We start from the raw sequence: 24,925 nt of genomic DNA on the forward strand, positions 1-24,925 counted from the left end.
CCGGAGGGCCGGAACCGCCGTCTCAGCCCTGGACCTGCGACGGGTCCATCCACATGACCTCCCACGTGTGTCCGTCGAGGTCGTCGAACGCCCGGCCGTACATGGTGCCGTAGTCCTGCGTCTCGCCCGACACCGTGCCGCCCGCCGCGACGGCCTTGCCGACCAGCTCGTCGACCTTCTCGCGGCTCTCGGCGCTCAGACACAGCAGCACCTCGCTGGTCTTCGTCGAGTCGGCGATCTCCTTCTTCGTGAAGTCCTGGTAGCGCGGCCTGCTCAGGAGCATCGCGATGATCGTGTCGCTGATGACGACGCAGGCGCAGTCGTCGGTGGTGAACTGCGGGTTGATCGTGTAGCCGAGCTCCGCGAAGAACTTCTTCGAGGCGTCGACGTCGTTCACGGCCAGGTTCACGAAGATCATCTGCTGGTACATCGGAGGTCTCTCCCGTTGTGTGAGGTGCTGTACGGAGGGATAGACCGGGGCCCGGCACAGAACTCATCGGTGCCGGGCCTGTCTTGTGCAGAAAATTTCAGCGGCCTCCCTCAGGGGGCAGGGGGCCTCCTTCAGGAGACCAGCGGCACCGCGGCCAACTCCGCAACCGCCCACGTCAGCGGCGCGAACACGACGAACAGCGTCCCCGCTCGCAGTACGGCCGTCCCGCGCAGCACCTTGGCAGGCGCACCCATCTGCACCAGCGTCGCCGTCGTGTCCGCATGGAACTGCCGGGACTCGCCCGCGGCCGTCAGCAGCGTCGCGATGGCGCAGCCCGCGACCACTACCGTCCCCAGCAGGGTCAGCGGGCCAGGGGCCAGGTGGTTCCCGCCGTACAGCCGGCCGGCGGCGTACACCCCGGAGGCCACCGCGCACAGCAGGCCGAGCGGCCGTCCGATGCGCTGGGCCTCCGTCTGTAGCACGCGGCCCGCGAGCATCCGCAGGGCGCCGGGACGCAGGGACACCAGCATCCGGCCGCACAGATGGGTCAGGCCGGGGCCGGAGAGCGCCAGCCCGAGTGCGGTGAGGCACCAGGCGGCGAGCACTCCTGCGGAACTGCCGCCGAGACCGTCACCGCCCGCTCCCGGCAGGGCGGCCGCACCGGTGCCGCGGCCGGCGTAGGTCTCCGAGGCGAGGCCGATGGCGAGGAGGGCCACTCCCCAGGGCAGCCCGCCCGGGGCGGGCACCGGGGCGCGAGGCCCGGACGGTTCGAGTGTCTCCGCGGCCCTGCGGGCACCCGGACGCAGTGCGAAGACGGCCGCGGTCGTCGCGGTCAACGGGACCAGGGCGAGCAGGGTGGCCAACGCGGGCACCGGCAGGGGTTGGCCGGCGGCGAGCAGCCCGGCCGCGGCGCCGTCGAACGGCAGCCCCGTCAGATCGCCGCGCAGATGCAGGAAGAACAGCAGCGCCAGCAGCGATCCCAGGATGCAGGCCAGCGCGGTGGACGTCACCGTCAGCGCCATCAGCCGGATCGGGCCGAGCCCGATCGCCGAAAGCCCGGTACGCGGGCTGGTCGCCGGGTCGCTGCGGGCCACGGAGACGGCGAGGTACACGGTGGCGGCGAGCGGCACCAGGCACCAGGCGAGGCGGGCGGCGGACTCCGCGGGCGCGTCCGGATGCCCCATCGCGTACCCCAGCGCGCACAGCAGCAGGAAACCGGTGCCGGCGGAGGCGAGGGAGACCAGCAGTCTGCGGAGCTGGACCAGGACCCCGGCGCCGCGGGCTAGACGGAGAGCGAGCACGCGGCAGAGCCTTCCGCGTCGGCGTCATTGGGCAGGTTGACCGTGTTCACGCGCCGCCCGTCGAGCAGCGACACCGTGCGGTCCGCGGCGGCTGCGATCCCCACGTCATGGGTGGCCAGAACGACCGCGATGCCGTGCGAGCGGGCCGCGGCCGTCAGCGTGTGCAGGACCTGGGCGCGGTCGGCGCGGTGCAGCGGCGCGGTCGGCTCGTCGGCGAAGATCACGGTCGGCGTGGTGATCAGGGCGCGGGCGATCGCGATGCGCTGCCGTTCGGCCTGCAGGAGGGCATGCGGCCGTTTCGGGGCGCACGTGTCGATGTCCAGGCGCTCCAGCCACTCCAGGGCTGCGGCCCGCGAGATGCGGCGCGAGATGCCGCGCAGCATCAGCGGCAGCGCCGCGTTCTCCCAGGCCTTCAGCTCCGGTACGAGATGGGGGACCGGGTCGATCCAGCCGAACCGTTCGCGTCGCAGCTGGTCCCGGACGACCGGGCTCATGTTGTGCACGGGTGCGCCGTTGAACCACACCTCGCCCTGATCGGGCAGCAACTGGCCGGACAGGCACCGCAGCAGTGTCGTCTTGCCGCTGCCGCGGGGCCCCACGACGGCGAGGATCTCGCGCTCGCGGACGCCGACCGAGACACCGGCCAGCGCGGGGGAGCCGTTGTGGGAGAAGTGCAGGGAACGTGCCCAGATCACGTCGTTGTCCGGCGGGGCCACCATGGCGAACACCTCGGTTCAGGTCGGTTGTCGCGTCCCCCGCACGGGGGAACGAAGGCGGGTCCGATCGGTTACTGCACCGTAGGGACAGGGAGCCTGGGGTCCTGGGAAGCACACGGCCCGGGTGCGCCCTTCTCACTCGAAAAGGGGCACCCGGGCCGTGAGTCGTCTGCGGATGGACCGGGATCAGAACTTCTGAACGCGGATGCAGAGCTTCTGAACGCGGATCAGAGCTTCTGGCCGAGGGTTCAGGGTTTCTGGCCGAGGGTCAGATCTTCGTCCAGGCCTCCGTGAGTACCCGGCGGACGATCGACTCGATCTCGTCGAACGTCGACTGGTCCGCGATCAGCGGCGGCGACAGCTGGATGACCGGGTCACCACGGTCGTCGGCGCGGCAGTACAGGCCGTACTCGAAGAGCTTCTTGGAGACGAAGCCGTAGAGGACGCGCTCCGACTCCTCTTCCGTGAAGGTCTCCTTGGTGGCCTTGTCCTTGACGAGCTCGATGCCGTAGAAGAAGCCGTTGCCGCGGACGTCGCCGACGATCGGCAGGTCGTGCAGCTTCTCCAGCGTCGCCCGGAAGGCGTCCTCGTGGTCCAGCACGTGCTGGTTGAGGTTCTCGCGCTCGAAGATGTCGAGGTTGGTGAGCGCCACGGCGGCGGAGACCGGGTGGCCGCCGAACGTGTAGCCGTGCAGGAACGTGTTGTCGCCCTTGTAGAACGGCTCGGCGAGGCGGTCGGAGACGATGCAGGCGCCTATGGGGGAGTAGCCGGACGTCATGCCCTTGGCGCAGGTGATCATGTCCGGGACGTAGCCGAACTTGTCGCAGGCGAACATCGTGCCGAGCCGGCCGAAGGCGCAGATGACCTCGTCCGAGACGAGCAGCACGTCGTACTCGTCGCAGATCTCGCGCACCCGCTGGAAGTAGCCGGGCGGCGGCGGGAAGCAGCCGCCCGCGTTCTGCACGGGCTCCAGGAAGACCGCGGCGACCGTTTCGGGGCCCTCGAAGAGGATCTGCTGCTCGATCTGGTCGGCACACCAGCGGCCGAAGGCCTCGGGGTCGTCGCCGAAGATCGGGGCGCGGTAGATGTTGGTGTTCGGCACCTTGTGCGCGCCCGGGACGAGCGGCTCGAAGGGGGCCTTCAGACCGGGCAGGCCGGTGATGGACAGGGCGCCCTGCGGGGTGCCGTGGTAGGCGACGGCCCGCGAGATCACCTTGTACTTGGTGGGCTTGCCCTGCAGCTTGAAGTACTGCTTGGCGAGCTTCCAGGCGGTCTCGACCGCCTCGCCGCCGCCGGTGGTGAAGAAGACCTTGTTGAGGTCGCCGGGTGCGTGGCCCGCGAGGCGCTCGGCGAGCTCGATCGCCTTCGGGTGGGCGTACGACCAGACGGGGAAGAAGGCCAGCTCCTGCGCCTGCTTGAACGCGGTCTCGGCGAGCTCGGTGCGGCCGTGGCCCGCCTGGACCACGAACAGGCCGGCCAGGCCGTCGAGGTACCGCTTGCCGTTGTCGTCGTAGATGTAGGTTCCCTCGCCCCGCACGATGGTCGGCACGGGCGCGTTCTCGTACGAGGACATGCGGGTGAAGTGCATCCACAGGTGGTCGTACGCGGCTTTGCTGAGGTCCTTGCTCACGGCTATCGGGTTCCCCACATGTAGGTCTGCTTCTTGAGCTTGAGGTAGACGAAGCTCTCGGTGGAGCGCACTCCGGGAATGGCCCGGATGCGTTTGTTGATGACGTCCAGGAGGTGGTCGTCGTCCTCGCAGACGATCTCCACGAGGAGGTCGAACGAGCCCGCCGTCATCACCACGTACTCGACTTCCGACATGGCCGTCAGTGCGTCCGCCACGGGATCCAGGTCGCCCTCGGCGTTGATGCCGACCATCGCCTGCCGGCGGAAGCCGACGGTGAGCGGGTCCGTCACGGCGACGATCTGCATCACACCCTGGTCCAGCAGCTTCTGCACCCGCTGGCGGACGGCGGCCTCCGACAGGCCGACGGCCTTGCCGATGGCGGCGTACGGCCGGCGGCCGTCCTCCTGGAGCTGCTCGATGATGGCGAGGGAGACGGCGTCGAGCTGAGGAGATCCGCTTCCGCTCCGGGACTCCCTGGAGCTGCCGGAGGTCCTCGAGCTCCCGGATTCCTTGGCGGTCCTGGGGTCACTGGGGTCTGCACTACGACTGGCCACGGGCTCACTGTGCACGAGGACTCGTCACTTCCGCAAGGCCAAATCAATGAAATCCGTTGTTTACGAGGCCGTGACTAACGGAATCCGTACTTGAGCCCCCGTCGGCCCTGTTGAAAACGTCGATGGACGGACCTAGGGTGGGGTGTCTCACCCATTGGACATCTGACAGGAGGCGGCAGTGACCACCGAACTGCGTCGTCTGCGCAATTACATCGACGGAGAGCTTCGGGACGCGGCCGACGGACGGACCACCGAGGTGGTCAACCCCGTGACGGGCGAGGCGTACGCCACGGCGCCGCTGTCGGGGCAGGCGGACGTCGACGCCGCCATGGCCGCAGCCGCGGCGGCGTTCCCGGCCTGGCGCGACGCGACGCCCGCCGAGCGCCAGAAGGCCCTCCTCAAGATCGCGGACGCGTTCGAGGAGCGGGCCGAGGAACTCATCGCGGCCGAGGTCGAGAACACCGGCAAGCCGGTCGGCCTCACGCGTAGCGAAGAGGTCCCGCCGATGGTGGACCAGATCCGGTTCTTCGCGGGTGCCGCCCGGATGCTCGAGGGCCGCTCGGCCGGCGAGTACATGGAGGGCATGACGTCGATCATCCGCCGCGAGCCGGTCGGCGTCTGCGCGCAGGTCGCGCCGTGGAACTATCCGATGATGATGGCCGTGTGGAAGTTCGCCCCGGCGCTCGCCGCGGGCAACACGGTCGTCCTGAAGCCGTCCGACACCACCCCGGCGTCCACGGTCCTGATCGCCGACATCATCGGCTCGATCGTGCCCAAGGGTGTCTTCAACGTCGTCTGCGGCGACCGCGAGACCGGCCGCATGATGGTCGAGCACCCGATCCCGGCGATGGCCTCGATCACCGGTTCCGTACGGGCCGGCATCCAGGTCGCCGAGTCCGCGTCCAAGGACGTCAAGCGCGTCCACCTGGAGCTCGGCGGCAAGGCGCCGGTCGTCGTCTTCGAGGACACCGACATCGCCAAGGCCGTCGAGGACATCTCGGTCGCGGGCTTCTTCAACGCGGGCCAGGACTGTACGGCCGCGACCCGCGTCCTCGTGCACGAGTCCATCCACGACGAGTTCGTGGCCGCGCTGGCCAAGGCGGCCTCCGAGACGAAGACCGGCCAGCCGGACGACGAGGACGTGCTCTTCGGCCCGCTGAACAACCCCAACCAGCTCGCGCAGGTCGAGGGCTTCATCAACCGCCTGCCCGCGCACGCGCGCGTGGAGGCCGGCGGCAAGCGCGTCGGCGACAAGGGCTACTTCTTCGCGGCGACCGTCGTCTCCGGCGTCAAGCAGGACGACGAGATCATCCAGAAGGAGGTCTTCGGCCCGGTCATCACCGTCCAGTCGTTCACGGACGAGGCGCAGGCCGTCGAGTACGCGAACGGTGTCGAGTACGCCCTCGCGTCCTCGGTCTGGACGAAGGACCACGCGCGCGCGATGCGCATGTCGAAGGCCCTGGACTTCGGCTGCGTCTGGATCAACACGCACATCCCGCTGGTCGCCGAGATGCCGCACGGCGGCTTCAAGCAGTCCGGCTACGGCAAGGATCTGTCGGCGTACGGCTTCGAGGACTACACGCGGATCAAGCACGTGATGACGTCGCTGGACGGCTGACGTTCTCTGCGTGAACGACGCGGCCCCGGACGGGAGTTGTCCCGTCCGGGGCCGCGCTGTTGCCGCCGCCGTTCAGGCGCCGGGCGCCGCGACGGTCAGCCCTGCTGATTCCGCGGCTTTGAGCAGCCTCTGGTCGTAGGTGACGAACGTGATTGGCTCGGCCCCCGGTTGATGGGCGAGGAGCTGCGCGGTGGCCAAGTGGACGGCGTCCAGCGAGCGCAGATTCGGGTCGCTGTACGCAGCGGCGGTGGCCCGCACGGCCTGGTCGATCTCCAGTCGGTACAACCGCGTCAGGGCGCCCGGTACACCGGCCAGAGCCTGTGGGGCGGCTCGGCGCAGCGCGCGAGGGACTTCGACCTCGACGAGCGACGACGCGACCAGAGCTTCCTCCGGACGGGCGTTCAGCCAGGCGTTGAGTTCGGCGGAGGCGTGCTCCCGGCGGACGAGCTTGACGACCGCCGCCGAGTCCAGGTAGATCACCAGCGCTCCTCGTCGCGCATCGCGGTCAGCTCGGCAGCGGCTTCCACTGCAGGGTCGCCCAGCGTCGGCGGCACAGGCACCGGACCGCTCGTGGTCGGCGCGGTTGCACGGCCCTCCGCGACAAGCCGGTCGAGCAGGGACTGTGTAGCGGTGATCGGAATCAATCTCGCCACGGCAGTACCTTTCACGGTCACCTCCAAGGACTCGCCTCGCTGCACCCGGGCCAGCACAGCGCTGGTGTTCTGATTGAGCTCACGAACGGGAATGCGGTCCATGCTCCCAGCGTAGAACGCAATGTTCTACGCCGGAAGAGAGCTTTCGACCATACGCGTGAGATCGGCTGCGGAGCCGACGGCTGCCGGCGCCGACGGCCGTCACCGCGTGAACGCGGGGAACGCGAAACGCTGGGCGATCGCCAGGCCCGCCTCCTTGGCGTGCGTGCCGTTCACCGAGTAGACGAGCGTCGTGGAGAGGTCGCGGGTCGCGGCGATCGCGGTGTTGTAGCCGGGGCGGGCCCCGCTCTTGCCCCACACCTCCCTGCCGTCGATCACGAACCGCTCCAGCGCCGCGCCCATCGTCGCCCCGGGGATGTCCGGAACCGTGAACATCTCCTCCAACTGCGGCTCCGGCACCACCTGTCCCCGGAACAGGGCGACGAGGAACCGCTCCAGATCCGCGGCCGTCGAGATCATGTCGCCCGCCGCCCAGCGGTCCGACATGTTCCACTCGGTGACGTCCACCAGCTTTCCGTCCATCTCCTCGTAGCCGTGGTTGTGCGGGCCGTGGATGCGAGGGTCGGGACCGTCGGGGAAGGACGTGTGCCGCATGCCGAGCGGCCGGAAGATCCGCACGGCCGCCTGGTGCTCGTACGAGTCGCCCGTGACCTTCTCGATGAGCATGCCGAGGACGGTGTAGTGGATGTTCGAGTAGTCCTGCACGGTGCCCGGATCGGCCGCCGGGCCCTTGGCGATGGCCGAGGCCACGACCTCCTCCGGCGTCAGCGTCTCGAAGCGGTGCGGATATCCCTCCTCGACCGACTCGCCCAGCGACGCCCCCGACTGCAGGCCGCTGGTGTAGTTGAGCAACTGCCGTACGGAGATGGGCTTGAACGCCTGCGTGAACAGGCCCGGGAGGTATTTCTGGACGGGTGCGTCCAGGTCGATCTTCCCCTCGGCTGCGAGCTGCAGCACCACAGCCGCCGTGACCACCTTCGTGGTGGACCCGGCCCGGAAGAGGCCGTTCTCCAGGACCTTGCGGCCGGTCCGCACGTCGGCCACCCCGGCGCTGCCCCGCCACGTGCCGTCCGTACCCCCGACGCGGATCACCGCGGCGGTCGCGTCGGCGTCGGGCAGGCCGGCGAGCGCCGCGCGCAGGGCGTCGGCGCTGGGGTGTTCGACATGTGAGGGGGCGGTTGCCGCGGTGGGGGAGGCGGCCAGCGCGGGCGCCGCCAGCGGGCCGGCCGCCAGGCCCATCGCGAGGACCGCGGAGACGGCGGCGAGGGCGACGGGGGCTCCCGCGCTCGTGCGGAGGCTGAGTGGCTTCATGGATGACTCCCGGTGTCGGCTGCCCGTGATGTGCGGGCCGCGGCGCGAGTGGACGGGTCTCATCCTCGGGATCTTCGAAGCGGTGGGGATCCTCTTCGGGGAGGGGGCGTTCCCTGTCCTGTGTCCGGGCGAACTCCCTTTTTCGTCAGGGGTGTTGGTCAGGGCGGGCCCCTAGGGGGACGGCCGGCGGGGCCCGGCCGAAAGGGGCCGAAGTGGGGACCGAAAAAGTGTTATCGCGTGTCGCTCACACCCGTCTCCTCCCCGGGGGTCAGGACTGCGGCGTAGCGCGGCCCGCCGCAGTCCTGACCGTACGGGAGCAATGAGGAATGGCAGAGCACACCAGGCATCGCCGGACACTCGGCTCGGATTCGGGACGTTCATGTACGCCAAGTAGCCTCGGGCGCGCACGGTGAACGGCATGCTGGAGGGGGCGAGCGTGGACGGGCGGCAGTGGCGCGGCACGATCACGGCCGCGCAGGCAGGAGACCGGCAGGCGCTGGACGAACTCGTCGCCGGCTGGCTGCCGCTGGTCTACAACATCGTCGGCCGGGCGCTCAACGGCCACGCAGACGTGGACGACGTCGTACAGGAGACCATGCTCCGCGCCGTCCACGGCCTCGGTTCGCTGCGCGACCCCGACAGCTTCCGGTCCTGGCTGGTCGCCATCGCCATGCGGCAGGTGCGCGAGCGGGCACGCCGCAACTCGGGCACGCGGGAGCTGGCCGAAGAGGCCGATTCCGCCGCCGACTTCGCCGAGCTCACGGTGTTGCGGCTCCAGCTGGAGGGGCAGCGCCGTGAGGTCGCGGAGGCGGTGCGCTGGCTCGACGACGACGACCGGCAGCTCCTCTCGCTGTGGTGGCTGGAGGTCGCGGGCGAACTGACCAGGCGCGAACTCGCGGCGGCCGTCGGTATCAGCAGGCAGCACGCCGCCGTACGGGTCCAGCGCATGAAGGGACGGCTCGAGTCGGCGCGCGGGATAGTGCGCGCGCTGGAGTCCCCGTGCACGGATCTGCGGAAGTTGACCGTGCGCTGGGACGGGCGCACCGACTCGGTCTGGCGTAAACGTTTCGCCAGGCATATCAGGGGCTGCGGGAGGTGCGGCGCACCGAGCGAGGGAGTCGTGCCCGCCGAACGGCTGCTGGTCGGTCTCGCCCTGGTGCCGGTGCCCGCCGGGTTCGCTCTCTCCCTCGCACTCGGGGGCAAGACCGCCGCCGCGGCCGCCGCCCCGGTGGCCTGGTCGGCCAAGGTGCTCGGCGCACTCACCAAGCCCGCCGTGGCGGTGACGGCCGGAGCGACGCTCGCCGCGGGCGGCGCGTACGTCGTGGTCCAGGAGCAGCCGGACCCGCCCCCGGGGGCCGTCGTGCCCACGGCGGCGAGCACGGCGCGCCCGCCGTCGTACGCCCCTTCACCCACGCCGTCCCGCTCGCCCTCGCCCTCACATTCGCCCTCACCGGCGCCGACGAAGAAGGCCGACCTCTACGGGACGGTCGTCGACGCCGTCGACCGGGCCCCGGACCCGGACGCACGGCCCGCGGCCCTCCCGCACCGGCCCGAGACCGGCATCACCAGCACCGGCGGCGCGCACGCCGTGATGAACCACCGCGGAGACAGCGTGACGCTCAAGGGCCGGGGCTACGTCCTCGTACGCTGGCAGCTCTCGCCGAAGTACCGGTCCGGACTGGTGGTCATGCCATCCTGGACCGGTCTGAAGGGCAAGCTCTTCCATGTGGCCTCGGGCGGCTGGCGCCGGATGGACGATCCGCTCCCGGGCAGCCCTGACGGCTACGTCACCGGTATGGGCGGGCCGAGCATCGGCTACGCCGTACTGCCGCCCGGCACCCAGCAGATGTGGCAGAACGAGTACTTCTACCTCGACGGCAGCGTCACCCTCACCGTGAACGAACGCGGCTGCGACTACGGCCTGAGCGTCTTCCCGTCGAGCTGGGACGCCGCGACCAAGGACATCATGACCGGGCCCGCCCAGGGCGCGATCCGCTACGGCCTCGTACGCGACAACGGCAAGGACACCGCCCCGGTGCCGCAGTACGTCACGCGCGCGACTCCGGCGGATCCGGCGACGGTGCCTCAGCAGTCCCGCGTGTAGGGGCGGACCACCGTACGTGCGCCGCCCCACGAGCCTGTCAGCGGCGGCGCAGCGCGCACAGTGTGTCGATGCGGTTCGTCGTGATCGAGTCGACCCCCAGACCGAGGAGCCGGAGCATGGAGCGGCGGGTGTCCGGGGTCCAGACGGACAGCAGGTACCCGTCGCGGTGCACCCTGGCGGCCAGCTCCCGGCTGATCAGCCCGAAACGGTAGTTGAGCCACCGCGGCCGTATCGCGTCGAGCAGGGCGGGGCGCGGCGGCGCCAGCGTCGTCCAGGTCAGGGCGATCTCGGCGCCGGGGTCGGCCGCGCGGACGGCCAGCATCGCCCTCGCGCCCGCGCAGTAGTACGCCCGGTCGGCTGCCCCGCAGTCGCGGACGACGCCCACGACGGTGCGCACCGCCTCCGGCGTGGCGTCCGGCAGATCGACCATGATCCGGCCGCCGTCCTTGCCACTGCCGTCGCCCTTGCCGCTGTCGCCGTCTGCGGGAGCGGTCAGCACCGACAGCGCCTCCACCAGGGTCGGTACGCCGTTGCCGGTGATCTCCTTCACCTCGGTGGCCGACAGGGCCGAGACCGGCCGGTCGCGCCCCCACAGCCGCTTCAGCGTCCTGTCGTGCAGCAGCACCGGGACGCCGTCGCGGGTCAGGCGGACGTCGAACTCGACGGCGTCCGCGCCCCGGGCGATCGCGGAGCGCAGCGACGGGAGCGTGTTCTCCCGGAAGCGGTACGGGTCTCCCCGGTGGGCCACGGCTGCCACAGTGCGCAAGGGCCCATTGTCGGCAGCCCCGCCCCCCGGGAGGCCGTAGAAGCGCAGGCTGTCGTCGCGCGGACCGGAGCCGCCGGTGCCGCGGCCGCTGTCGGCCGGGACGGTTCGGTTCATCCCGCGAGCCACGCCGCGGTGTAGGCGTCGATCTCGCCGGAGATACGGGCCTTGCCCGGGGCGTCCAGGAAGGACGCCTCGACGGCGTTCTTCGCGAGGGCGGCGAGCCCCTGCTCGTCGAGACCGAGGAGGCGGGCCGCGACCGCGTACTCGTTGTCGAGGTCCGTGCCGAACATCGGCGGGTCGTCGGAGTTGATCGTGACCAGGACGCCGGCCGCCACCATCTCCTTGATCGGGTGCTCGTCGAGGGTGAGCACGGCACGGGTGGCGATGTTGGACGTCGGGCAGACCTCCAACGGAATACGCCGCTCCGCGAGATGGGCGAGCAGCTTCGGGTCCTGAGTGGCGCTCGTGCCGTGGCCGATGCGCTCCGCGCGCAGCTCGGTCAGGGCGTCCCATATCGTCTGCGGGCCCGTGGTCTCGCCCGCGTGCGGCACGGAGTGCAGGCCCGCGGCGATCGCGCGGTCGAAGTAGGGCTTGAACTGGGGCCGCGGTACGCCGATCTCTGGTCCGCCGAGCCCGAACGAGACCAGGCCCTCCGGGCGCAGCCCGTCACTGGTGGCAAGGCGCGCGGTCTCCTCGGCCGACTCGAGCCCCGCCTCACCCGGAATGTCGAAGCACCACCGCAGTACGACACCGAGGTCGGCCTCGGCCCCCTTGCGGGCGTCCTCGATCGCGTCCATGAAGGCCCGCTCGTCGATGCCCCGGCGGGTCGACGAGTACGGGGTGATGGTGAGCTCGGCGTAGCGCACATTCTGCCGGGCCATGTCGCGGGCCACCTCGTACGTCAGCAGCCGTACGTCCTCGGGGGTGCGGATCAGGTCGACGACGGACAGGTACACGTCGATGAAGTGCGCGAAGTCCGTGAACGTGAAGTAGTCGGCCAGCGCTTCGGGGTCGGTCGGCACCTTCGAGTCGGGGTGGCGGGCGGCGAGTTCCGAGACGATCCGGGGGGAGGCGGAGCCGACGTGGTGCACATGCAGTTCGGCCTTGGGCAGTCCGGCGATGAAGGCGTGCAGATCACGGTGGTGGATGCGGTCGCTGTCGCGGCGGTCGGTCAAGGGTCCCTCCCGGGAACGGCGCCTGCCCGGTGTGCGGGGGGCGCGGGTGATCGGCTGATCGGTGGTTCAGGGATCAGGGTAGGCGGCGCCAGCGCCGAGCCGGTGGGGGCCCTAACATGACCTGCACGCAGACGACGAGGGGGACTCGCCCGGATGACCGACAACGACCAGCACATACCGGGTGATCCCGCGCCCCGGGACCCGTGGGCGCCGCCGGAGGACTCCGCCCCCGGGATCGGGCTGAGCAAGCCGCCGCAGCCGCCGGTGCCGCCCCAGCGCGGGCAGGACGTACCGGTGCAGCAGTCGGAGACGCTCATCGACGGGCGGGCGGGCGGTTCGTTCGCGCCGCTGGACGGGGGCGCGGGTGCGGTTCCGGGTCCCGTTCCGGGTCCGGTTCCGGGGCCGGGCGACGGGGTGCCCCCGGTACCGCTCGCCCCCGACGGTCCGGCCCTGGGCTATGGAGGTCTCCCGCCCTACCCCGAGACCTCGGGGGCGGCGGCGCAGGGCTACGGCGGCTACGGCTATCCCGGATACGGGTGGCCCGGTGTGCCGGCGCAGCCGCGCAACGGGATGGGCGTCGCGGCCATGGTCCTCGGCATCCTCTCGGTCTGTCTCTTCTGCCTGTACGGCGTGGTCAGCATCGTCCTCGGCATTCTCGCCCTGATCTTCGGCCTGCAAGGGCGCAAACTCGTGCGGCGCGGTGAGGCGACCAACTCCGGGATGGCCATCACGGGGGTCGTCACGGGCATCGTCGGCATCGTGCTGGGAATAGTGGTCGTGGGCCTGATGATCTGGGGATTCAGCAGTTTGTCGGAGTACGAGGAATCGGGGGACAGCGACCCGTTCTCCACCTCTCTGATCGTGGGCTCCGGCAGCTGAGCCCATTGGTCGTGTTCATGGCCATACGATGGCTCGACTCGTTAACGGAGGGGAGATCGTTTCGTGTCCGATCCGAATGCACAGCCCGGTGGTTTCGGACCACCCGGTGACTACGGAAACAACCCGTACGGGGCGCCGCAGCAGCCGCCCACTCCGCCTACCCCGCCCACTCCCGGGTACGGCTATCCCGGTCCGGAGACGCCGCCGGCGGCTCCCGGATACGGCTACCCGGGCCCGGCGACCCCGCCGGCCGCGCCGTACGGAGCGCCGGGCTATGTGGTGCCGGTGCAGCCGAGCAACGGTATGGGGACCACCGGTCTGGTCCTGGGCATCATCGGCGTCGTCTGCAGCCTGACGTTCTTCCTGTGGATCTTCGGCGTCATCCTCGGCATCCTCGCGATCATCTTCGGTGCGATCGGCCGGGGTAAGGCCAACCGCGGCGAGGCCACGAACAAGGGTGCAGCGACCGCCGGACTCGTCTGCGGCATCGTGGCCACCGTGCTGCTGCCCCTGCTCGGCATCGTGCTGTTCGCCAGCGTCATGGGGATGACCTGACCTGACGCACACCCCCGCCCTGACGGTCCGGTGTTCCGGACTGTCAGGGCCGGTCGACTCGGGTGGTCAGGGCCGGTCGACGAGGTCCGCCGCCAGCCGCTCGCGTGCCTCCATCAGCGCGAAACCCAGCAGGTTCAGCCCACGCCAGCGCTCCGGGTTCTGGGCCCGCTCGTCGTCCGCGGCCAGCCCGATTCCCCATATCCGGTCCATGGGACTGGCCTCCACGAGCACCCGCCTCCGCGTGGCGAGCAGAAACTCCCGCAGATCCGCATGCGCCGAGAACTTGTGCACGCTGCCTTCCACGACGATCGCGAACCGCTCGCGCGCCCATATCGCCTCGTCGAAGCCGCGCACCAGCCGCCCCGCCTTCTTCGCGGCGGCCGGCGAGGAGGCGGCCAGCACGCGCTTCTCGGCCTCGGCGTCGTCGAACAGCCGCGCCTTCTCGGCCATCATCCAGTGCTCGGCGGTCGCATAGTCCACCCCGCCGACCGTGAACGGGGCCGGCCACCACTGGCTCAGGCAGCTCACGCCGACGGTCCCGTCGGGCCGCGGTCTGTGCCCCCAGAAGTGCAGGTACTTGACCCTCGCCCCCGAGCGGATCTCCCTGGTCAGGGACTCCCAAGAATCGATCGTCACCATGGCCCCGAGTCTGGCAGCCGCCACTGACACCATGCTCCGGCTTTCCGCGCCTTGCGGCCTGCGTGTCGACAGATTCCGTCGCGTAACCAAAAGGAAACAACGGAATCACTTGTTGGGGGAGTATGGCTCTGTCAGGATCGGCACTCAAATCGAGCTGGAGCCACGCCTGCCCTCACGTAAAAGGGGAGGTCGGCAAAGGAGAGCGACATGCAGAACCCGGGGCACGGAAACCGCGACCGCTGGTCTGCGCAGGACCGCTTCGCGCAGGGCGCGCAGTACATCGCGGGCCGCCCGGCCAAGGGCACGTCGGGCCGCACGCACGCGGTGATCGACCCGGCCACGGGCGACGAGGTGTACACCTACGAACTCGGGGGCCCAGCGGATGTCGACGCCGCCGTCGCCGCCGCCCGCGAGGCCTTTCCGGGCTGGGCCGGGACCACCCCGGGCGAGCGCTCCGACGCCATGCACCGTTTCGCCGCCGTACTCGCCGAGCGCGCCGAGGAGTTCGCGCACGCGGAGTCGCTGCAGTGCGGCAAGCCGATCAAGCTGAGCCGCGAGTTCGACGTGCCGGGCACGGTGGACAACACCGCGTTCTTCGCGGGCGCCGCCCGTCATCTCCAGGGGCAGTCCGCGGGGGAGTACAGCGGCGACCACACCTCGTACGTCCGTCGCGAGCCCATCGGGGTCGTCGGGTCCATCGCCCCCTGGAACTACCCGTTGCAGATGGCCGCCTGGAAGATCCTGCCGGCCATCGCCGCAGGCAACACCATCGTTCTGAAGCCTGCCGAGCTGACGCCCCTGACCTCCCTGCTCTTCGCGCAGGCGGCCACCGACGCGGGCATTCCCGACGGTGTCGTCAACATCGTCACCGGCATGGGCAAGGACGCAGGCGAGCATCTCGTGGGGCACCCGGACGTCGCGATGACGTCCTTCACCGGGTCCACGGCCGTCGGCAAGCGCGTCGCCGAGATCGCCACCGCCACCGTCAAGCGCCTCCACCTCGAACTCGGCGGCAAGGCGCCCTTCGTGGTCTTCGACGACGCGGACCTGGAGGCCGCCGTCCACGGCGCGGTCGCGGGCTCGCTCATCAACACCGGACAGGACTGCACGGCCGCCACGCGCGCGTACGTGCAGCGTCCGCTCTACGAGGCGTTCGTCCAGGGCGTCGCCGACCTGATGGCGACCGTCCGGCTCGGCGACCCCTTCGATGCGTCCACCGATCTCGGCCCGCTCATCTCCCATGTCCAGCGCGACCGCGTCGCCGGATTCGTCGAGCGCGCCAGGGGTTACGCGCGGATCGTCACCGGCGGCGATGCGCCCGGCGGCGCCCTGAAGAACGGCGCGTACTACAGGCCGACGCTGGTCGCGGACGCCCCGCAGGACAGCGAGGTCGTGCAGTCCGAGATCTTCGGGCCGGTGCTCGCCGTGCTCCCCTTCGACAGCGACGACGAAGGCATTCAGCTCGCCAACGACATCCCGTACGGCCTCGCGGCCTCCGCCTGGAGCCGCGACGTGTACCGCGCGAACCGCGCGACCCGCGAGATCAAGGCGGGCTGCGTCTGGGTCAACGACCACATCCCGATCATCAGCGAGATGCCCCACGGCGGATACAAGGCGTCCGGCTTCGGCAAGGACATGTCCTCGTATTCGTTCGAGGAGTACACGCAGATCAAGCACGTCATGTTCGACAACACTGCGGTGGTCGCGAAGGACTGGCACCGCACGGTTTTCGGGGACCGGTAGCAGCCGCCCGCACGCCGCCCCTCACCCGCACGGCACCCACCACCCCCACCAAGGGCAGTTTTCACGCCAAGGGAACCCACCCGAAAGGGCACCACGCGCATGCAGCAGTTCGAGCCCGACCGCCTTTCCCCAGCCCAACTGGCCGCGATGCGGCGCAGTATGAGGAACGGCAGAGCCGCCCTCACCCGCCGTTCCCTGTTGCGTGCCTCCACCGGCGGCGCGCTGGCCGTCGGCGGGCTCGGGCTGCTCAGCGGCTGCGGGATCCCCCCGGCGAGCAAGACCCAGGGTGTCTCCTCCGAGGACCACTCGGCCAAGGAGAAGGAGATCGACTTCTCCAACTGGACCGAGTACATGGACGTCGACGACAGCGAGAAGCACCACCCCACGCTGGACGCGTTCACCAAGCGCACCGGGATCAAGGTCAAGTACACCGAGGACATCAACGACAACGTCGAGTTCTTCGGCAAGATCAAGCCGCAACTGGCCGCCGGCCAGGACACCGGGCGCGACCTCATCTGCGTCACCGACTGGCTCGCCGCCCGGCTCATCCGTTTCGGCTGGGTCCAGAAACTGGACCCGTCCAACCTGCCGCACGCGTTCGCCAATCTGTCGTCCCAGTTCCGCAGCCCCGACTGGGACCCGGGCCGCGCGTACTCGTACCCCTGGACCGGCATCTCGACGGTCATCGCGTACAACAAGAAGGCGCTGGACGGCGAGAAGGTCTCCTCGGTCTCCGACATGCTGGACAACCCCAAGCTCAAGGGGCGCGTCGGTTTCCTCTCCGAGATGCGCGACAGCATCGGCATGACGATGCTCGACATGGGCAAGGACCCCGGGAAGTTCACGGACGACGACTTCGACGCGACGGTCGCGCGTCTTCAGAAGGCCGTCGACAATGGCCAGATACGCCGCTTCACCGGCAACGACTACACGTCGGACCTCACCAAGGGCGACCTCGCGGCGTGTCTCGCCTGGGCCGGCGACGTCGTCCAGCTCAAGGCGGACAGCCCCGACGTCGACTTCATCATCCCCGACAGCGGCTATCTCACGTCCTCGGACAACCTGCTGGTTCCCAACAAGGCGCGCCACAAGACCAACGCCGAGCGGCTCATCGACTACTACTACGAGCCGAAGCCCGCCGCTCAGCTCGCCGCGTACATCAACTACGTGTGTCCCGTCGACGGGGTACGCGACGAACTCGCGAAGATCGACAAGGACGCGGCGAACAATCCGCTGATCCTTCCCGACAAGGCCATGGCCGCCAAGTCGCATGCCTTCCGGTCGCTGAAGCCGAAGGAAGAGACGGCGTACGAGGAGAAGTTCGCCAAGCTCACGGGGTCGTAGGCACTGGCCTTCTGCCCACAGCAGCACTCCCGTCCCCCTCGACCCCTGGGAACCCCCAAATGACAGACACCAACGGCGACGTTCGCCTCTCCGGGATCAGTAAGACCTTCGGCTCTTTCACCGCCGTGCACCCCCTCGACCTCACCGTGCCGCAGGGCAGCTTCTTCGCGCTGCTCGGGGCGTCCGGGTGTGGCAAGACCACCACGCTGCGCATGATCGCCGGACTGGAGGAGCCCACCACCGGGACCGTCGCGCTCGGCGACCAGGATGTGACCGTGCTGCCGCCGTACAAGCGGCCCGTGAACACCGTCTTCCAGTCGTACGCGCTCTTCCCGCACCTCGACGTCTTCGAGAACGTCGCCTTCGGCCTGCGCCGGCGCGGCATCAAGTCCGTGAAGAAACAGGTCGAGGAGATGCTCGACCTCGTGCAGCTCGGCGAGCAGGCCCGTAAGAAGCCGCACCAGCTCTCCGGCGGCCAGCAGCAGCGCGTCGCCGTCGCCCGCGCGCTGATCAACCACCCGAAGGTGCTGCTCCTCGACGAGCCCCTCGGCGCCCTCGACCTCAAGCTGCGCCGCCAGATGCAGCTCGAACTCAAGCGCATCCAGACCGAGGTGGGCATCACCTTCATCCACGTCACGCACGACCAGGAGGAGGCCATGACCATGGCCGACACGGTCGCCGTGATGAACGCGGGCCGCGTCGAGCAGCTCGGCTCGCCCGCCGACCTCTACGAGAATCCGGGGACCACGTTCGTCGCCAACTTCCTCGGCACCTCGAACCTGATCGAGGCCGAGGTCGACGCGAAGAGCGGCGACGAGATCGTCCTCAAGGCGGCCGACAGCAAGCTCGTCCTGCCCGCCGCGCGCTGCTCTGCCCCCGCCTCCACCGGCGGCAAGGTGCTGGTCGGCATACGCCCGGAGAAGATATCCCTCATCCACGCGGACGACGCCGGCTCGATCCCGGAGGGCCGTAACCGCATCACCGGCACCATCGCGGACACCAGCTTCATCGGCGTCTCGACGCAGTACGTCATCGACACCCCGGTCTGCGACGAGTTCGCCGTGTACGCCCAGAACATCGAGCGCGACGGGCGCCTGGTGCCCGGCGCCGAGGTGGTCCTGCACTGGAACCCGGCCCACACCTTCGGTCTCGACGCCGCCCAGGCCATCGACGCGGGCATCGAGTCGGTCGAGGAAGAGGCCGCCGCATGACGACCGTCACCGAGGCGCCACCCCTCGCGCCCACGCCCGTCGAGGAGCCGCGGAGGCCGCGCAGCCGCGGCCGGCTCGTCCCGTACTGGCTGCTGCTCCCCGGCATCCTGTGGCTGCTGGTCTTCTTCGCGCTCCCGATGGTCTACCAGGCCTCCACGTCCGTGCAGACGGGCTCCCTGGAGGACGGCTTCAAGGTCACCTGGCACTTCGCGACGTACTGGGACGCGCTCGCCGACTACTGGCCGCAGTTCCTGCGCTCCGTGCTCTACGCGGGCGCTGCCACCGTGCTGTGTCTGCTGCTCGGCTACCCGCTCGCGTATCTGATCGCGTTCCGCGCCGGCCGCTGGCGGAACCTGATCATGATCCTCGTCATCGCGCCGTTCTTCACCAGCTTCCTGATCCGTACGCTCGCCTGGAAGACGATCCTCGCGGACGGCGGCCCGGTCGTCGGAGCCCTGGACAGCCTGCACGTCCTGGACGTCACGAGCTGGCTGGGCATCACGGCCGGCGACCGCGTCCTGGCCACGCCGCTCGCGGTGGTCTGCGGCCTGACGTACAACTTCCTGCCGTTCATGATCCTGCCGCTGTACACCTCGCTGGAGCGCATCGACGGGCGGCTGCACGAGGCGGCGGGCGATCTCTACGCGAAGCCCTTCACGACCTTCCGCAAGGTGACGTTCCCGCTCTCCATGCCGGGCGTCGTCTCCGGCACGCTGCTCACGTTCATCCCCGCCAGCGGCGACTACGTGAACGCGGATCTGCTCGGCTCCACCGACACCCGAATGGTCGGCAACGTCATCCAGACGCAGTTCCTGCGGATTCTCGACTATCCGACGGCCGCCGCGCTCTCCTTCATTCTCATGGCCGCGATTCTCGTCATCGTCACGCTCTACATCCGAAAGTCCGGAACGGAGGATCTCGTCTGATGTCCCCTGGATCCTTCAGCCGCTGGATTCGCCGGAATCTCGTAGTCATAGCCGGCCTGCTCACGCTCGCCTATCTGCTGCTGCCGAACGTCGTCGTGACGGTGTTCTCCTTCAACGATCCGAAGGGGCGCTTCAACTACGAATGGCAGAAGTTCTCCATGGACGCCTGGACCGACCCGTGCGGCGTCGCCGATATGTGCGGATCGCTCGGGCTCAGCCTGCAGATCGCCGCCTGGGCGACGCTCGGCGCCACCGTCCTCGGCACGATGATCGCCTTCGCGCTCGTCCGCTACCGCTTCCGGGCGCGCGGCGCGGTCAACTCGCTGATCTTCCTGCCGATGGCGATGCCCGAGGTCGTGATGGCCGCCTCGCTGCTCACGCTGTTCCTCAACATGGGCGCCCAGCTCGGCTTCTGGACGATTCTCATCGCCCACATCATGTTCTGCCTGAGCTTCGTCGTCACGGCGGTCAAGGCGCGCGTGATGTCGATGGACCCGCGCCTCGAGCAGGCGGCACAGGACCTCTACGCGGGCCCCTTCCAGACGTTCATCAGGGTCACGCTGCCGATCGCCGCCCCCGGAATCGCCGCGGGCGCGCTGCTGGCTTTCGCGCTCTCCTTCGACGATTTCATCATCACCAATTTCAATGCCGGCTCGGCCGTCACCTTCCCGATGTTCGTCTGGGGATCCGCGCAGCGCGGCACACCCGTACAGATCAATGTCATCGGCACGGCGATGTTCCTGGTGGCCGTACTGTGCGTGCTGAGCGGAATGCTGGTCGGAAAGCGCCGCGCCAGTCCGAAGACGTAAACCTCTCTTGTGTCCGTAGGCAATTGTTATTCGTATTCCTCGTAGGGAGATGACAATCATGGCCCCAAGCGCCATGGCCCCTTGGACGAAATCTCTTTCCGACGCCCAGCCGGTGTCCTACTGGCTGGACGACCCCGGCAGGCCGCGCCCCGAAGCCGCCCTCACCGGCGCCGAGCAGTGTGATCTGCTCGTCGTCGGCGGCGGCTACAGCGGACTGTGGACCGCGCTCCTCGCCAAGGAGCGCGACCCCGGCCGCGACGTGGTGCTCGTGGAGGGCCGCGAGGCGGGCTGGGCCGCCTCCGGTCGCAACGGCGGCTTCTGCGCCGCATCCCTCACCCACGGCTTCGGCAACGGCCTGTCCCGCTGGCCCGACGAGATCGCGCGGCTCGAGGAACTCGGCGCCCGCAACCTCGACGAGATCGAGGCCGCCGTCGACCGTTACTCCCTCGACTGCGACTTCGAACGCAGCGGCGAGATCGACGTCGCCACCGAGCCGTACCAGGCCGAGGAGCTCCGCGAGGCCTACGAGGCGATGCGCCGCCTCGGTCTCGCGGACGGCGTCGAACTCCTGGACGCGGATGCGGTGAGGGGACAGATCGACTCGCCGACATTCACCGGCGGACTCTGGGATCGCCGGGGCGTCGCCCTGCTCCACCCCGCCAAGCTCGCCTGGGGCCTCAAGCGCGCGTGTCTCGCGCTGGGAGTGCGGGTGTACGAGCACACCCCGGCCCTCTCCCTGGCCCCGCGCGGCGCCGGCATGGGCGTCCGCACGCCGTACGGCCGGATCCTCGCCCGCCGGGTCGCCCTCGGCACCAACGTCTTCCCGTCCCTGGTCCGGCGCGTCCGGTCGTACACCGTCCCGGTCTACGACTACGCCCTGATGACCGAGCCGCTGAGCCCCGCCCAACTGGCCGACATCGGCTGGAAGAACCGCCAGGGCCTGGCCGACGGCGGCAACCAGTTCCACTACTTCCGGCTGTCCGCGGACAACCGCATCCTGTGGGGCGGCTACGACGCCGTCTACCGGTACGGCGGCCGGGTGCGCGCCGAATACGACGAGCGGCCGGAGACCTACGCGAAGCTCGCCGGCCATTTCTTCCGCTGCTTCCCGCAGCTCGAGGACGTGCGCTTCACGCACGCGTGGGGCGGCGCCGTCGACACGTGCTCGCGCTTCTCGGCCTTCTTCGGCACGGCGTACAAGGGCCGTGTCGCCTACGCGGCCGGCTACACGGGCCTCGGCGTGGGCGCCACCCGCTTCGGTGCGGACGTCATGCTCGACCTGCTGTCCGGCGAGCGCACCGAACGCACGTCCCTGGAGATGGTCCGCACGAAGCCGCTGCCCTTCCCGCCCGAGCCGTTCGCCTGGACCGGCATCGCACTCACCAAGTGGTCGATGGCGAGCGCCGACGCACACGGCGGCCGGCGCAACGCGTGGCTGAAGGTGATGGACCGAATGGGCCTCGGTTTCGACAGCTGATGAGGGCCGCCACGCGCGCGTGGCGGCCGTTCAGCGCGAAGGCTCTGCCGGACTGCCGGATGAGGCAGACGGGTCGTCCGGGGCGTCGCCGAACCTGTCGATGCACGCGCTCACCAGTACGAGCAGCGCCCCGCACAGGCACCAGCTGCCGAGCACGTCCAGCGGCCAGTGGTAGCCGCGGCGGACCAGGCCGAAGCCCACTGCCGCGTTCAGCAGCAGGCAGCCGATCACCACCTCGCGGCGGGCGTAGGCGCTGGGGCGCAGATACGGAAGCAGGAGCAGTGTCGCCGCTCCGTAGGCCACGGTCGCGGTGGCGGTGTGCCCCGAGGGGTAGAAGCCGTCGCCGAGCCCCATGCCGGGCGGGCCCGGACGGGCGATCAGGAGCTTGATCGGGACGATCAGCATGGGGACGGCCGCCATCGCCAGCAGGGCGGCCAGCGGTGGCAGCCACCAGCGGGGCGCACCGGTGCGGCGGGCGTGCCAGGCGACATAGCCGGCCACACCGAGCAGGATCGGCACTGCGATCGGCACGCTGCCCAGATCGGCGAAGAACTCCGCCACGGCGTTGGGGAGGCGGGTCTGTCTGGCCGCAAGGCCGATGCGCTCGTCCATCCGGCGCAAGGGGCCGTGAGCGGCCACCTGCCAGGTGATGAGGGCGAAGAGGAAGAGGAGCCCGCACAGGCCCTGCACGCGTGTGCGCCGAAGTGCGTTCGGCCGCCCCGGAACAGGGGGGGGAGTTCCGGGGCGGCCGTCCTGGTCGGTTTGCCGCACGCCCCGGGGGGTTTGGGGCGGGCGGCCGTCCGACCGGTGAGGAGTTCCGGAGCCTGAAACTCCGGGTGTGTGCGCGAAGGCACGACCAGGACGAAGCTGGGGAGGCCGCGACCTGGCGTCGCCCACAGTCGCCTGTGGGCGGGGTGTTTCTCTCATCTGGCTAAAACCTACGGCAGGGGTGCGGGACCGAACAGGCGGAACGGCATCCTGCCATGGCCCTCGCACACGTTCTTCACATGCTCTGACCGTTACCCCAGGTCACGAGAGTTCTACCGTATGACGTCCACACATGTCAGAGCACATACGGAGCCGCGATCCGCCCGGTTTGGGGCAGATCGCGGCTCCAACTGGCCGAGCGGCTCCTCAGGCCGGTGGTGCGGCCCTTCGGGTACGGCCCAGGTCGCTCAGATACGGGCCAGGGCCGCCTCGATGATGTCCAGGCCCTCGGTGAGCAGGTCCTCGCCGATGACCAGCGGCGGCAGGAAGCGCAGCACGTTGCCGTACGTGCCGCAGGTCAGGACCAGCAGGCCCTCCTGGTGGCAGGCCTTGGCGAGGGCGGCGGTGGCCTCCGGGTTCGGCTCCTTGGTGGCCGGGTCCTTCACCAGCTCGACGGCGATCATCGCGCCGCGGCCGCGCACGTCGCCGATGATGTCGAACTTCTCCTGCATGGCGGTGAGGCGGCCCTTCATGACCTCCTCGATGCGCTTGGCCTTGGCGTTGAGGTCGAGCTCCTTCATCGTCTCGATCGCACCGAGCGCGCCCGCGCAGGCCACCGGGTTGCCGCCGTAGGTGCCGCCCAGGCCGCCCGCGTGCGCGGCGTCCATGATCTCGGCGCGGCCGGTGACGGCGGCGAGCGGCAGACCGCCCGCGATGCCCTTCGCCGTGGTGATCAGGTCCGGGACGACGCCCTCGTCCTCGCAGGCGAACCACTGGCCGGTGCGGCAGAAGCCGGACTGGATCTCGTCGGCGACGAAGACGATGCCGTTGTCCTTGGCGAACTGCGCCAGCGCCGGCAGGAAGCCCTTCGCCGGCTCGATGAAGCCGCCCTCGCCGAGCACCGGCTCGATGATGATCGCGGCGACGTTGTCCGGGCCGACCTGCTTGGTGATCTGGTCGATGGCCTGGGCGGCGGCCTCGGGGCCGCAGTTCTCCGGACCGGTCGGCCAGCGGTAGGCGTACGCCAGGGGAGCGCGGTACACCTCGGGCGCGAACGGGCCGAAGCCGTGCTTGTACGGCATGTTCTTGGCCGTCAGCGCCATCGTGAGGTTGGTGCGGCCGTGGTAGCCGTGGTCGAAGACGACGACGGCCTGGCGCTTGGTGTAGGCACGCGCGATCTTGACGGCGTTCTCGACGGCCTCGGCGCCCGAGTTGAACAGGGCGGACTTCTTCGCGTGGTCGCCCGGGGTGAGCTCGGCGAGCGCCTCGGCGACGGCCACGTAGCCCTCGTACGGGGTGACCATGAAACAGGTGTGGGTGAAGTCCTGCAGCTGGGCGGAGGCGCGGCGTACGACGGCCTCGGCGGAGGCGCCGACGGACGTCACCGCGATGCCGGAGCCGAAGTCGATCAGCCGGTTCCCGTCGACGTCCTCGATGATGCCGCCGCCCGCGCGTGCCGTGAAGACGGGCAGCGTGGAGCCCACACCGGCTGCGACCGCAGCGATACGGCGGGCCTGCAGCTCCTGCGACTTCGGGCCGGGGATGGCGGTGACGACGCGGCGCTCCTGCGGAAGTGCACTCATGCGGGGCTCCTGGGATGGTGTTCGGCGGTGTTCGTATCCGGAATTTCCGGAATTCCGGACGCTTCGCTTGGACGCTTGTGTTCCGGACGCTTCGGTTCTCTCTTCGCAGGCTAGGTCCGGGGGAGGGGAGTGGGCATGCTCCATGAGGGCGCTGTCCGAGGAGCCGGTTGTCCTTCGTGGACATAGCGGCCGACCGGGCGCGCCCGCCGGGGCGCGCTGACGCATTCCCGCAGGCCCGGGCGCGTAACCGGTGAACTCCCCATACGAGCGCATTAGATTGACTCGCGGACGACGTACGGACCGGCAGGCCAGGGGGCAAGGGGTCGATGAACACCGACGGCACGCAGGACGCACACGGCACACAGGCCGATCCGGTGCCGCGCCCGGCGGGGCCGCGCCCGGTCGGGCCCGGGCCGGCCGGGGCCGCGCAGGGCGCCGGGCCGCGGCGGCCCGTGCAGGGCCGGACGCCGGACGGCGGGCCGGCGGACGATGTGCCGTCACAGCCCGCACAGCC

At 69.9% G+C, this 24,925-nt stretch carries 23 protein-coding genes; 10 read left to right on the plus strand and 13 right to left on the minus strand.

Translation table 11 applies throughout. From position 1 onward, the window contains the following. Positions 1–22 precede the first annotated feature (22 nt). From ACWD4J_RS24810 to ACWD4J_RS24830, 5 genes are all read right to left on the minus strand, one after another. Positions 23–430 (minus strand): VOC family protein, encoded by a 408-nt coding sequence (locus tag ACWD4J_RS24810; protein WP_451397617.1) that lies wholly within the window; start codon positions 428–430, stop codon positions 23–25. A 131-nt stretch (positions 431–561) separates the two neighbouring features. Then, positions 562–1,731 (minus strand): hypothetical protein, encoded by a 1,170-nt coding sequence (locus tag ACWD4J_RS24815; protein ID WP_451397618.1) that lies wholly within the window; start codon positions 1,729–1,731, stop codon positions 562–564. Then, positions 1,713–2,450, minus strand: a complete 738-nt coding sequence (locus ACWD4J_RS24820; RefSeq protein ID WP_451397619.1) for an ABC transporter ATP-binding protein — start codon at positions 2,448–2,450, stop codon at positions 1,713–1,715. Before ACWD4J_RS24820 ends, ACWD4J_RS24815 begins: the two co-directional genes overlap by 19 nt. 265 nt (positions 2,451–2,715) lie before the next feature. Beyond that, positions 2,716–4,095, minus strand: coding sequence for an aspartate aminotransferase family protein (locus ACWD4J_RS24825; RefSeq protein ID WP_451397620.1), 1,380 nt, complete (start codon positions 4,093–4,095; stop codon positions 2,716–2,718). Beyond that, positions 4,080–4,646 (minus strand): Lrp/AsnC family transcriptional regulator, encoded by a 567-nt coding sequence (locus ACWD4J_RS24830; protein ID WP_451397621.1) that lies wholly within the window; start codon positions 4,644–4,646, stop codon positions 4,080–4,082. Before ACWD4J_RS24830 ends, ACWD4J_RS24825 begins: the two co-directional genes overlap by 16 nt. Before the next feature lie 163 nt (positions 4,647–4,809). Here ACWD4J_RS24830 and ACWD4J_RS24835 point away from each other — a divergent pair, with 163 nt between their 5' ends. Next, positions 4,810–6,249, plus strand: a complete 1,440-nt coding sequence (locus ACWD4J_RS24835; RefSeq protein WP_451397622.1) for a gamma-aminobutyraldehyde dehydrogenase — start codon at positions 4,810–4,812, stop codon at positions 6,247–6,249. Between the two features lie 72 nt (positions 6,250–6,321). Here the strand turns inward: ACWD4J_RS24835 and ACWD4J_RS24840 are convergent, their stop codons facing one another. From ACWD4J_RS24840 to ACWD4J_RS24850, 3 genes are all read right to left on the minus strand, one after another. After that, positions 6,322–6,729, minus strand: a complete 408-nt coding sequence (locus ACWD4J_RS24840; RefSeq protein WP_451397623.1) for a type II toxin-antitoxin system VapC family toxin — start codon at positions 6,727–6,729, stop codon at positions 6,322–6,324. Beyond that, complete coding sequence (locus ACWD4J_RS24845) at positions 6,726–7,004, minus strand: type II toxin-antitoxin system Phd/YefM family antitoxin (RefSeq protein WP_451397624.1); 279 nt, start codon at positions 7,002–7,004, stop codon at positions 6,726–6,728. Before ACWD4J_RS24845 ends, ACWD4J_RS24840 begins: the two co-directional genes overlap by 4 nt. A 99-nt stretch (positions 7,005–7,103) precedes the next feature. Further along, the gene (locus ACWD4J_RS24850) at positions 7,104–8,273 is read right to left on the minus strand and encodes a serine hydrolase domain-containing protein (RefSeq protein WP_451397625.1); all 1,170 of its coding nucleotides are present in this window, start codon (positions 8,271–8,273) and stop codon (positions 7,104–7,106) included. Positions 8,274–8,691: 418 nt separating this feature from the next. Between ACWD4J_RS24850 and ACWD4J_RS24855 the strand changes: the two genes are divergently transcribed. Then, on the plus strand, positions 8,692–10,377 hold the full coding sequence (locus ACWD4J_RS24855) for a sigma-70 family RNA polymerase sigma factor (RefSeq protein ID WP_451397626.1): 1,686 nt from the start codon (positions 8,692–8,694) through the stop codon (positions 10,375–10,377). A gap of 37 nt (positions 10,378–10,414) precedes the next feature. On the opposite strand, the gene ACWD4J_RS24860 is transcribed toward ACWD4J_RS24855, so the two are convergent. Further along, positions 10,415–11,143: a glycerophosphodiester phosphodiesterase gene (locus ACWD4J_RS24860; RefSeq protein WP_451397627.1), complete on the minus strand. Its 729-nt coding sequence runs from the start codon at positions 11,141–11,143 to the stop codon at positions 10,415–10,417. Between the two features lie 110 nt (positions 11,144–11,253). Continuing rightward, complete coding sequence (locus ACWD4J_RS24865; protein WP_451397668.1) at positions 11,254–12,369, minus strand: adenosine deaminase; 1,116 nt, start codon at positions 12,367–12,369, stop codon at positions 11,254–11,256. Positions 12,370–12,471: 102 nt separating this feature from the next. Between ACWD4J_RS24865 and ACWD4J_RS24870 the strand changes: the two genes are divergently transcribed. Both ACWD4J_RS24870 and ACWD4J_RS24875 read left to right on the plus strand, forming a co-directional pair. Further along, positions 12,472–13,197 (plus strand): DUF4190 domain-containing protein, encoded by a 726-nt coding sequence (locus ACWD4J_RS24870; RefSeq protein WP_451397628.1) that lies wholly within the window; start codon positions 12,472–12,474, stop codon positions 13,195–13,197. Positions 13,198–13,260: 63 nt separating this feature from the next. Continuing rightward, the gene (locus tag ACWD4J_RS24875; protein WP_451397629.1) at positions 13,261–13,752 is read left to right on the plus strand and encodes a DUF4190 domain-containing protein; all 492 of its coding nucleotides are present in this window, start codon (positions 13,261–13,263) and stop codon (positions 13,750–13,752) included. A 66-nt stretch (positions 13,753–13,818) separates the two neighbouring features. Here ACWD4J_RS24875 and ACWD4J_RS24880 read toward each other — a convergent pair whose 3' ends face one another. Then, entirely contained in the window at positions 13,819–14,391 is a 573-nt protein-coding gene (locus tag ACWD4J_RS24880) for an NADAR family protein (RefSeq protein WP_451397630.1), read from the minus strand. 207 nt (positions 14,392–14,598) lie between these two features. On the opposite strand from ACWD4J_RS24880, the gene ACWD4J_RS24885 reads away from it, so the two are divergent. The 6 genes from ACWD4J_RS24885 (at position 14,599) to ACWD4J_RS24910 (ending at position 21,901) form a co-directional block, all read left to right on the plus strand. Further along, entirely contained in the window at positions 14,599–16,134 is a 1,536-nt protein-coding gene (locus ACWD4J_RS24885; protein ID WP_451397631.1) for a gamma-aminobutyraldehyde dehydrogenase, read from the plus strand. Positions 16,135–16,233: 99 nt separating this feature from the next. Next, positions 16,234–17,478: a polyamine ABC transporter substrate-binding protein gene (locus tag ACWD4J_RS24890; RefSeq protein ID WP_451397632.1), complete on the plus strand. Its 1,245-nt coding sequence runs from the start codon at positions 16,234–16,236 to the stop codon at positions 17,476–17,478. Between the two features lie 59 nt (positions 17,479–17,537). Continuing rightward, the gene (locus ACWD4J_RS24895; RefSeq protein WP_451397633.1) at positions 17,538–18,689 is read left to right on the plus strand and encodes an ABC transporter ATP-binding protein; all 1,152 of its coding nucleotides are present in this window, start codon (positions 17,538–17,540) and stop codon (positions 18,687–18,689) included. After that, a complete protein-coding gene (locus ACWD4J_RS24900) occupies positions 18,686–19,615 on the plus strand; it encodes an ABC transporter permease (protein WP_451397634.1) in 930 nt (309 codons plus the stop codon). Before ACWD4J_RS24895 ends, ACWD4J_RS24900 begins: the two co-directional genes overlap by 4 nt. Further along, complete coding sequence (locus tag ACWD4J_RS24905; RefSeq protein WP_451397635.1) at positions 19,615–20,424, plus strand: ABC transporter permease; 810 nt, start codon at positions 19,615–19,617, stop codon at positions 20,422–20,424. Before ACWD4J_RS24900 ends, ACWD4J_RS24905 begins: the two co-directional genes overlap by 1 nt. A 58-nt stretch (positions 20,425–20,482) precedes the next feature. After that, entirely contained in the window at positions 20,483–21,901 is a 1,419-nt protein-coding gene (locus ACWD4J_RS24910; RefSeq protein WP_451397636.1) for an NAD(P)/FAD-dependent oxidoreductase, read from the plus strand. Positions 21,902–21,931: 30 nt separating this feature from the next. Here the strand turns inward: ACWD4J_RS24910 and ACWD4J_RS24915 are convergent, their stop codons facing one another. Both ACWD4J_RS24915 and gabT read right to left on the minus strand, forming a co-directional pair. Then, a complete protein-coding gene (locus ACWD4J_RS24915) occupies positions 21,932–22,591 on the minus strand; it encodes a phosphatase PAP2 family protein (protein ID WP_451397637.1) in 660 nt (219 codons plus the stop codon). Positions 22,592–23,076: 485 nt separating this feature from the next. After that, positions 23,077–24,411, minus strand: coding sequence for a 4-aminobutyrate--2-oxoglutarate transaminase (gene gabT, locus ACWD4J_RS24920; RefSeq protein WP_451397638.1), 1,335 nt, complete (start codon positions 24,409–24,411; stop codon positions 23,077–23,079). Positions 24,412–24,925: the final 514 nt, after the last annotated feature.

This window comes from Streptomyces sp. NPDC002577, from assembly GCF_053594815.1.

Coding starts and splice junctions, on each gene's coding strand:
- ACWD4J_RS24890 (WP_451397632.1), top strand. CDS start 16,234: ATGCAGCAGTTCGAGCCCGACCGCCTTTCCCCAGCCCAACTGGCCGCG.
- ACWD4J_RS24855 (WP_451397626.1), top strand. CDS start 8,692: ATGCTGGAGGGGGCGAGCGTGGACGGGCGGCAGTGGCGCGGCACGATC.
- gabT (WP_451397638.1), bottom strand. CDS start 24,411: ATGAGTGCACTTCCGCAGGAGCGCCGCGTCGTCACCGCCATCCCCGGC.
- ACWD4J_RS24850 (WP_451397625.1), bottom strand. CDS start 8,273: ATGAAGCCACTCAGCCTCCGCACGAGCGCGGGAGCCCCCGTCGCCCTC.
- ACWD4J_RS24900 (WP_451397634.1), top strand. CDS start 18,686: ATGACGACCGTCACCGAGGCGCCACCCCTCGCGCCCACGCCCGTCGAG.
- ACWD4J_RS24880 (WP_451397630.1), bottom strand. CDS start 14,391: ATGGTGACGATCGATTCTTGGGAGTCCCTGACCAGGGAGATCCGCTCG.
- ACWD4J_RS24870 (WP_451397628.1), top strand. CDS start 12,472: ATGACCGACAACGACCAGCACATACCGGGTGATCCCGCGCCCCGGGAC.
- ACWD4J_RS24885 (WP_451397631.1), top strand. CDS start 14,599: ATGCAGAACCCGGGGCACGGAAACCGCGACCGCTGGTCTGCGCAGGAC.
- ACWD4J_RS24910 (WP_451397636.1), top strand. CDS start 20,483: ATGGCCCCAAGCGCCATGGCCCCTTGGACGAAATCTCTTTCCGACGCC.
- ACWD4J_RS24810 (WP_451397617.1), bottom strand. CDS start 430: ATGTACCAGCAGATGATCTTCGTGAACCTGGCCGTGAACGACGTCGAC.
- ACWD4J_RS24845 (WP_451397624.1), bottom strand. CDS start 7,004: ATGGACCGCATTCCCGTTCGTGAGCTCAATCAGAACACCAGCGCTGTG.
- ACWD4J_RS24895 (WP_451397633.1), top strand. CDS start 17,538: ATGACAGACACCAACGGCGACGTTCGCCTCTCCGGGATCAGTAAGACC.
- ACWD4J_RS24905 (WP_451397635.1), top strand. CDS start 19,615: ATGTCCCCTGGATCCTTCAGCCGCTGGATTCGCCGGAATCTCGTAGTC.
- ACWD4J_RS24820 (WP_451397619.1), bottom strand. CDS start 2,450: ATGGTGGCCCCGCCGGACAACGACGTGATCTGGGCACGTTCCCTGCAC.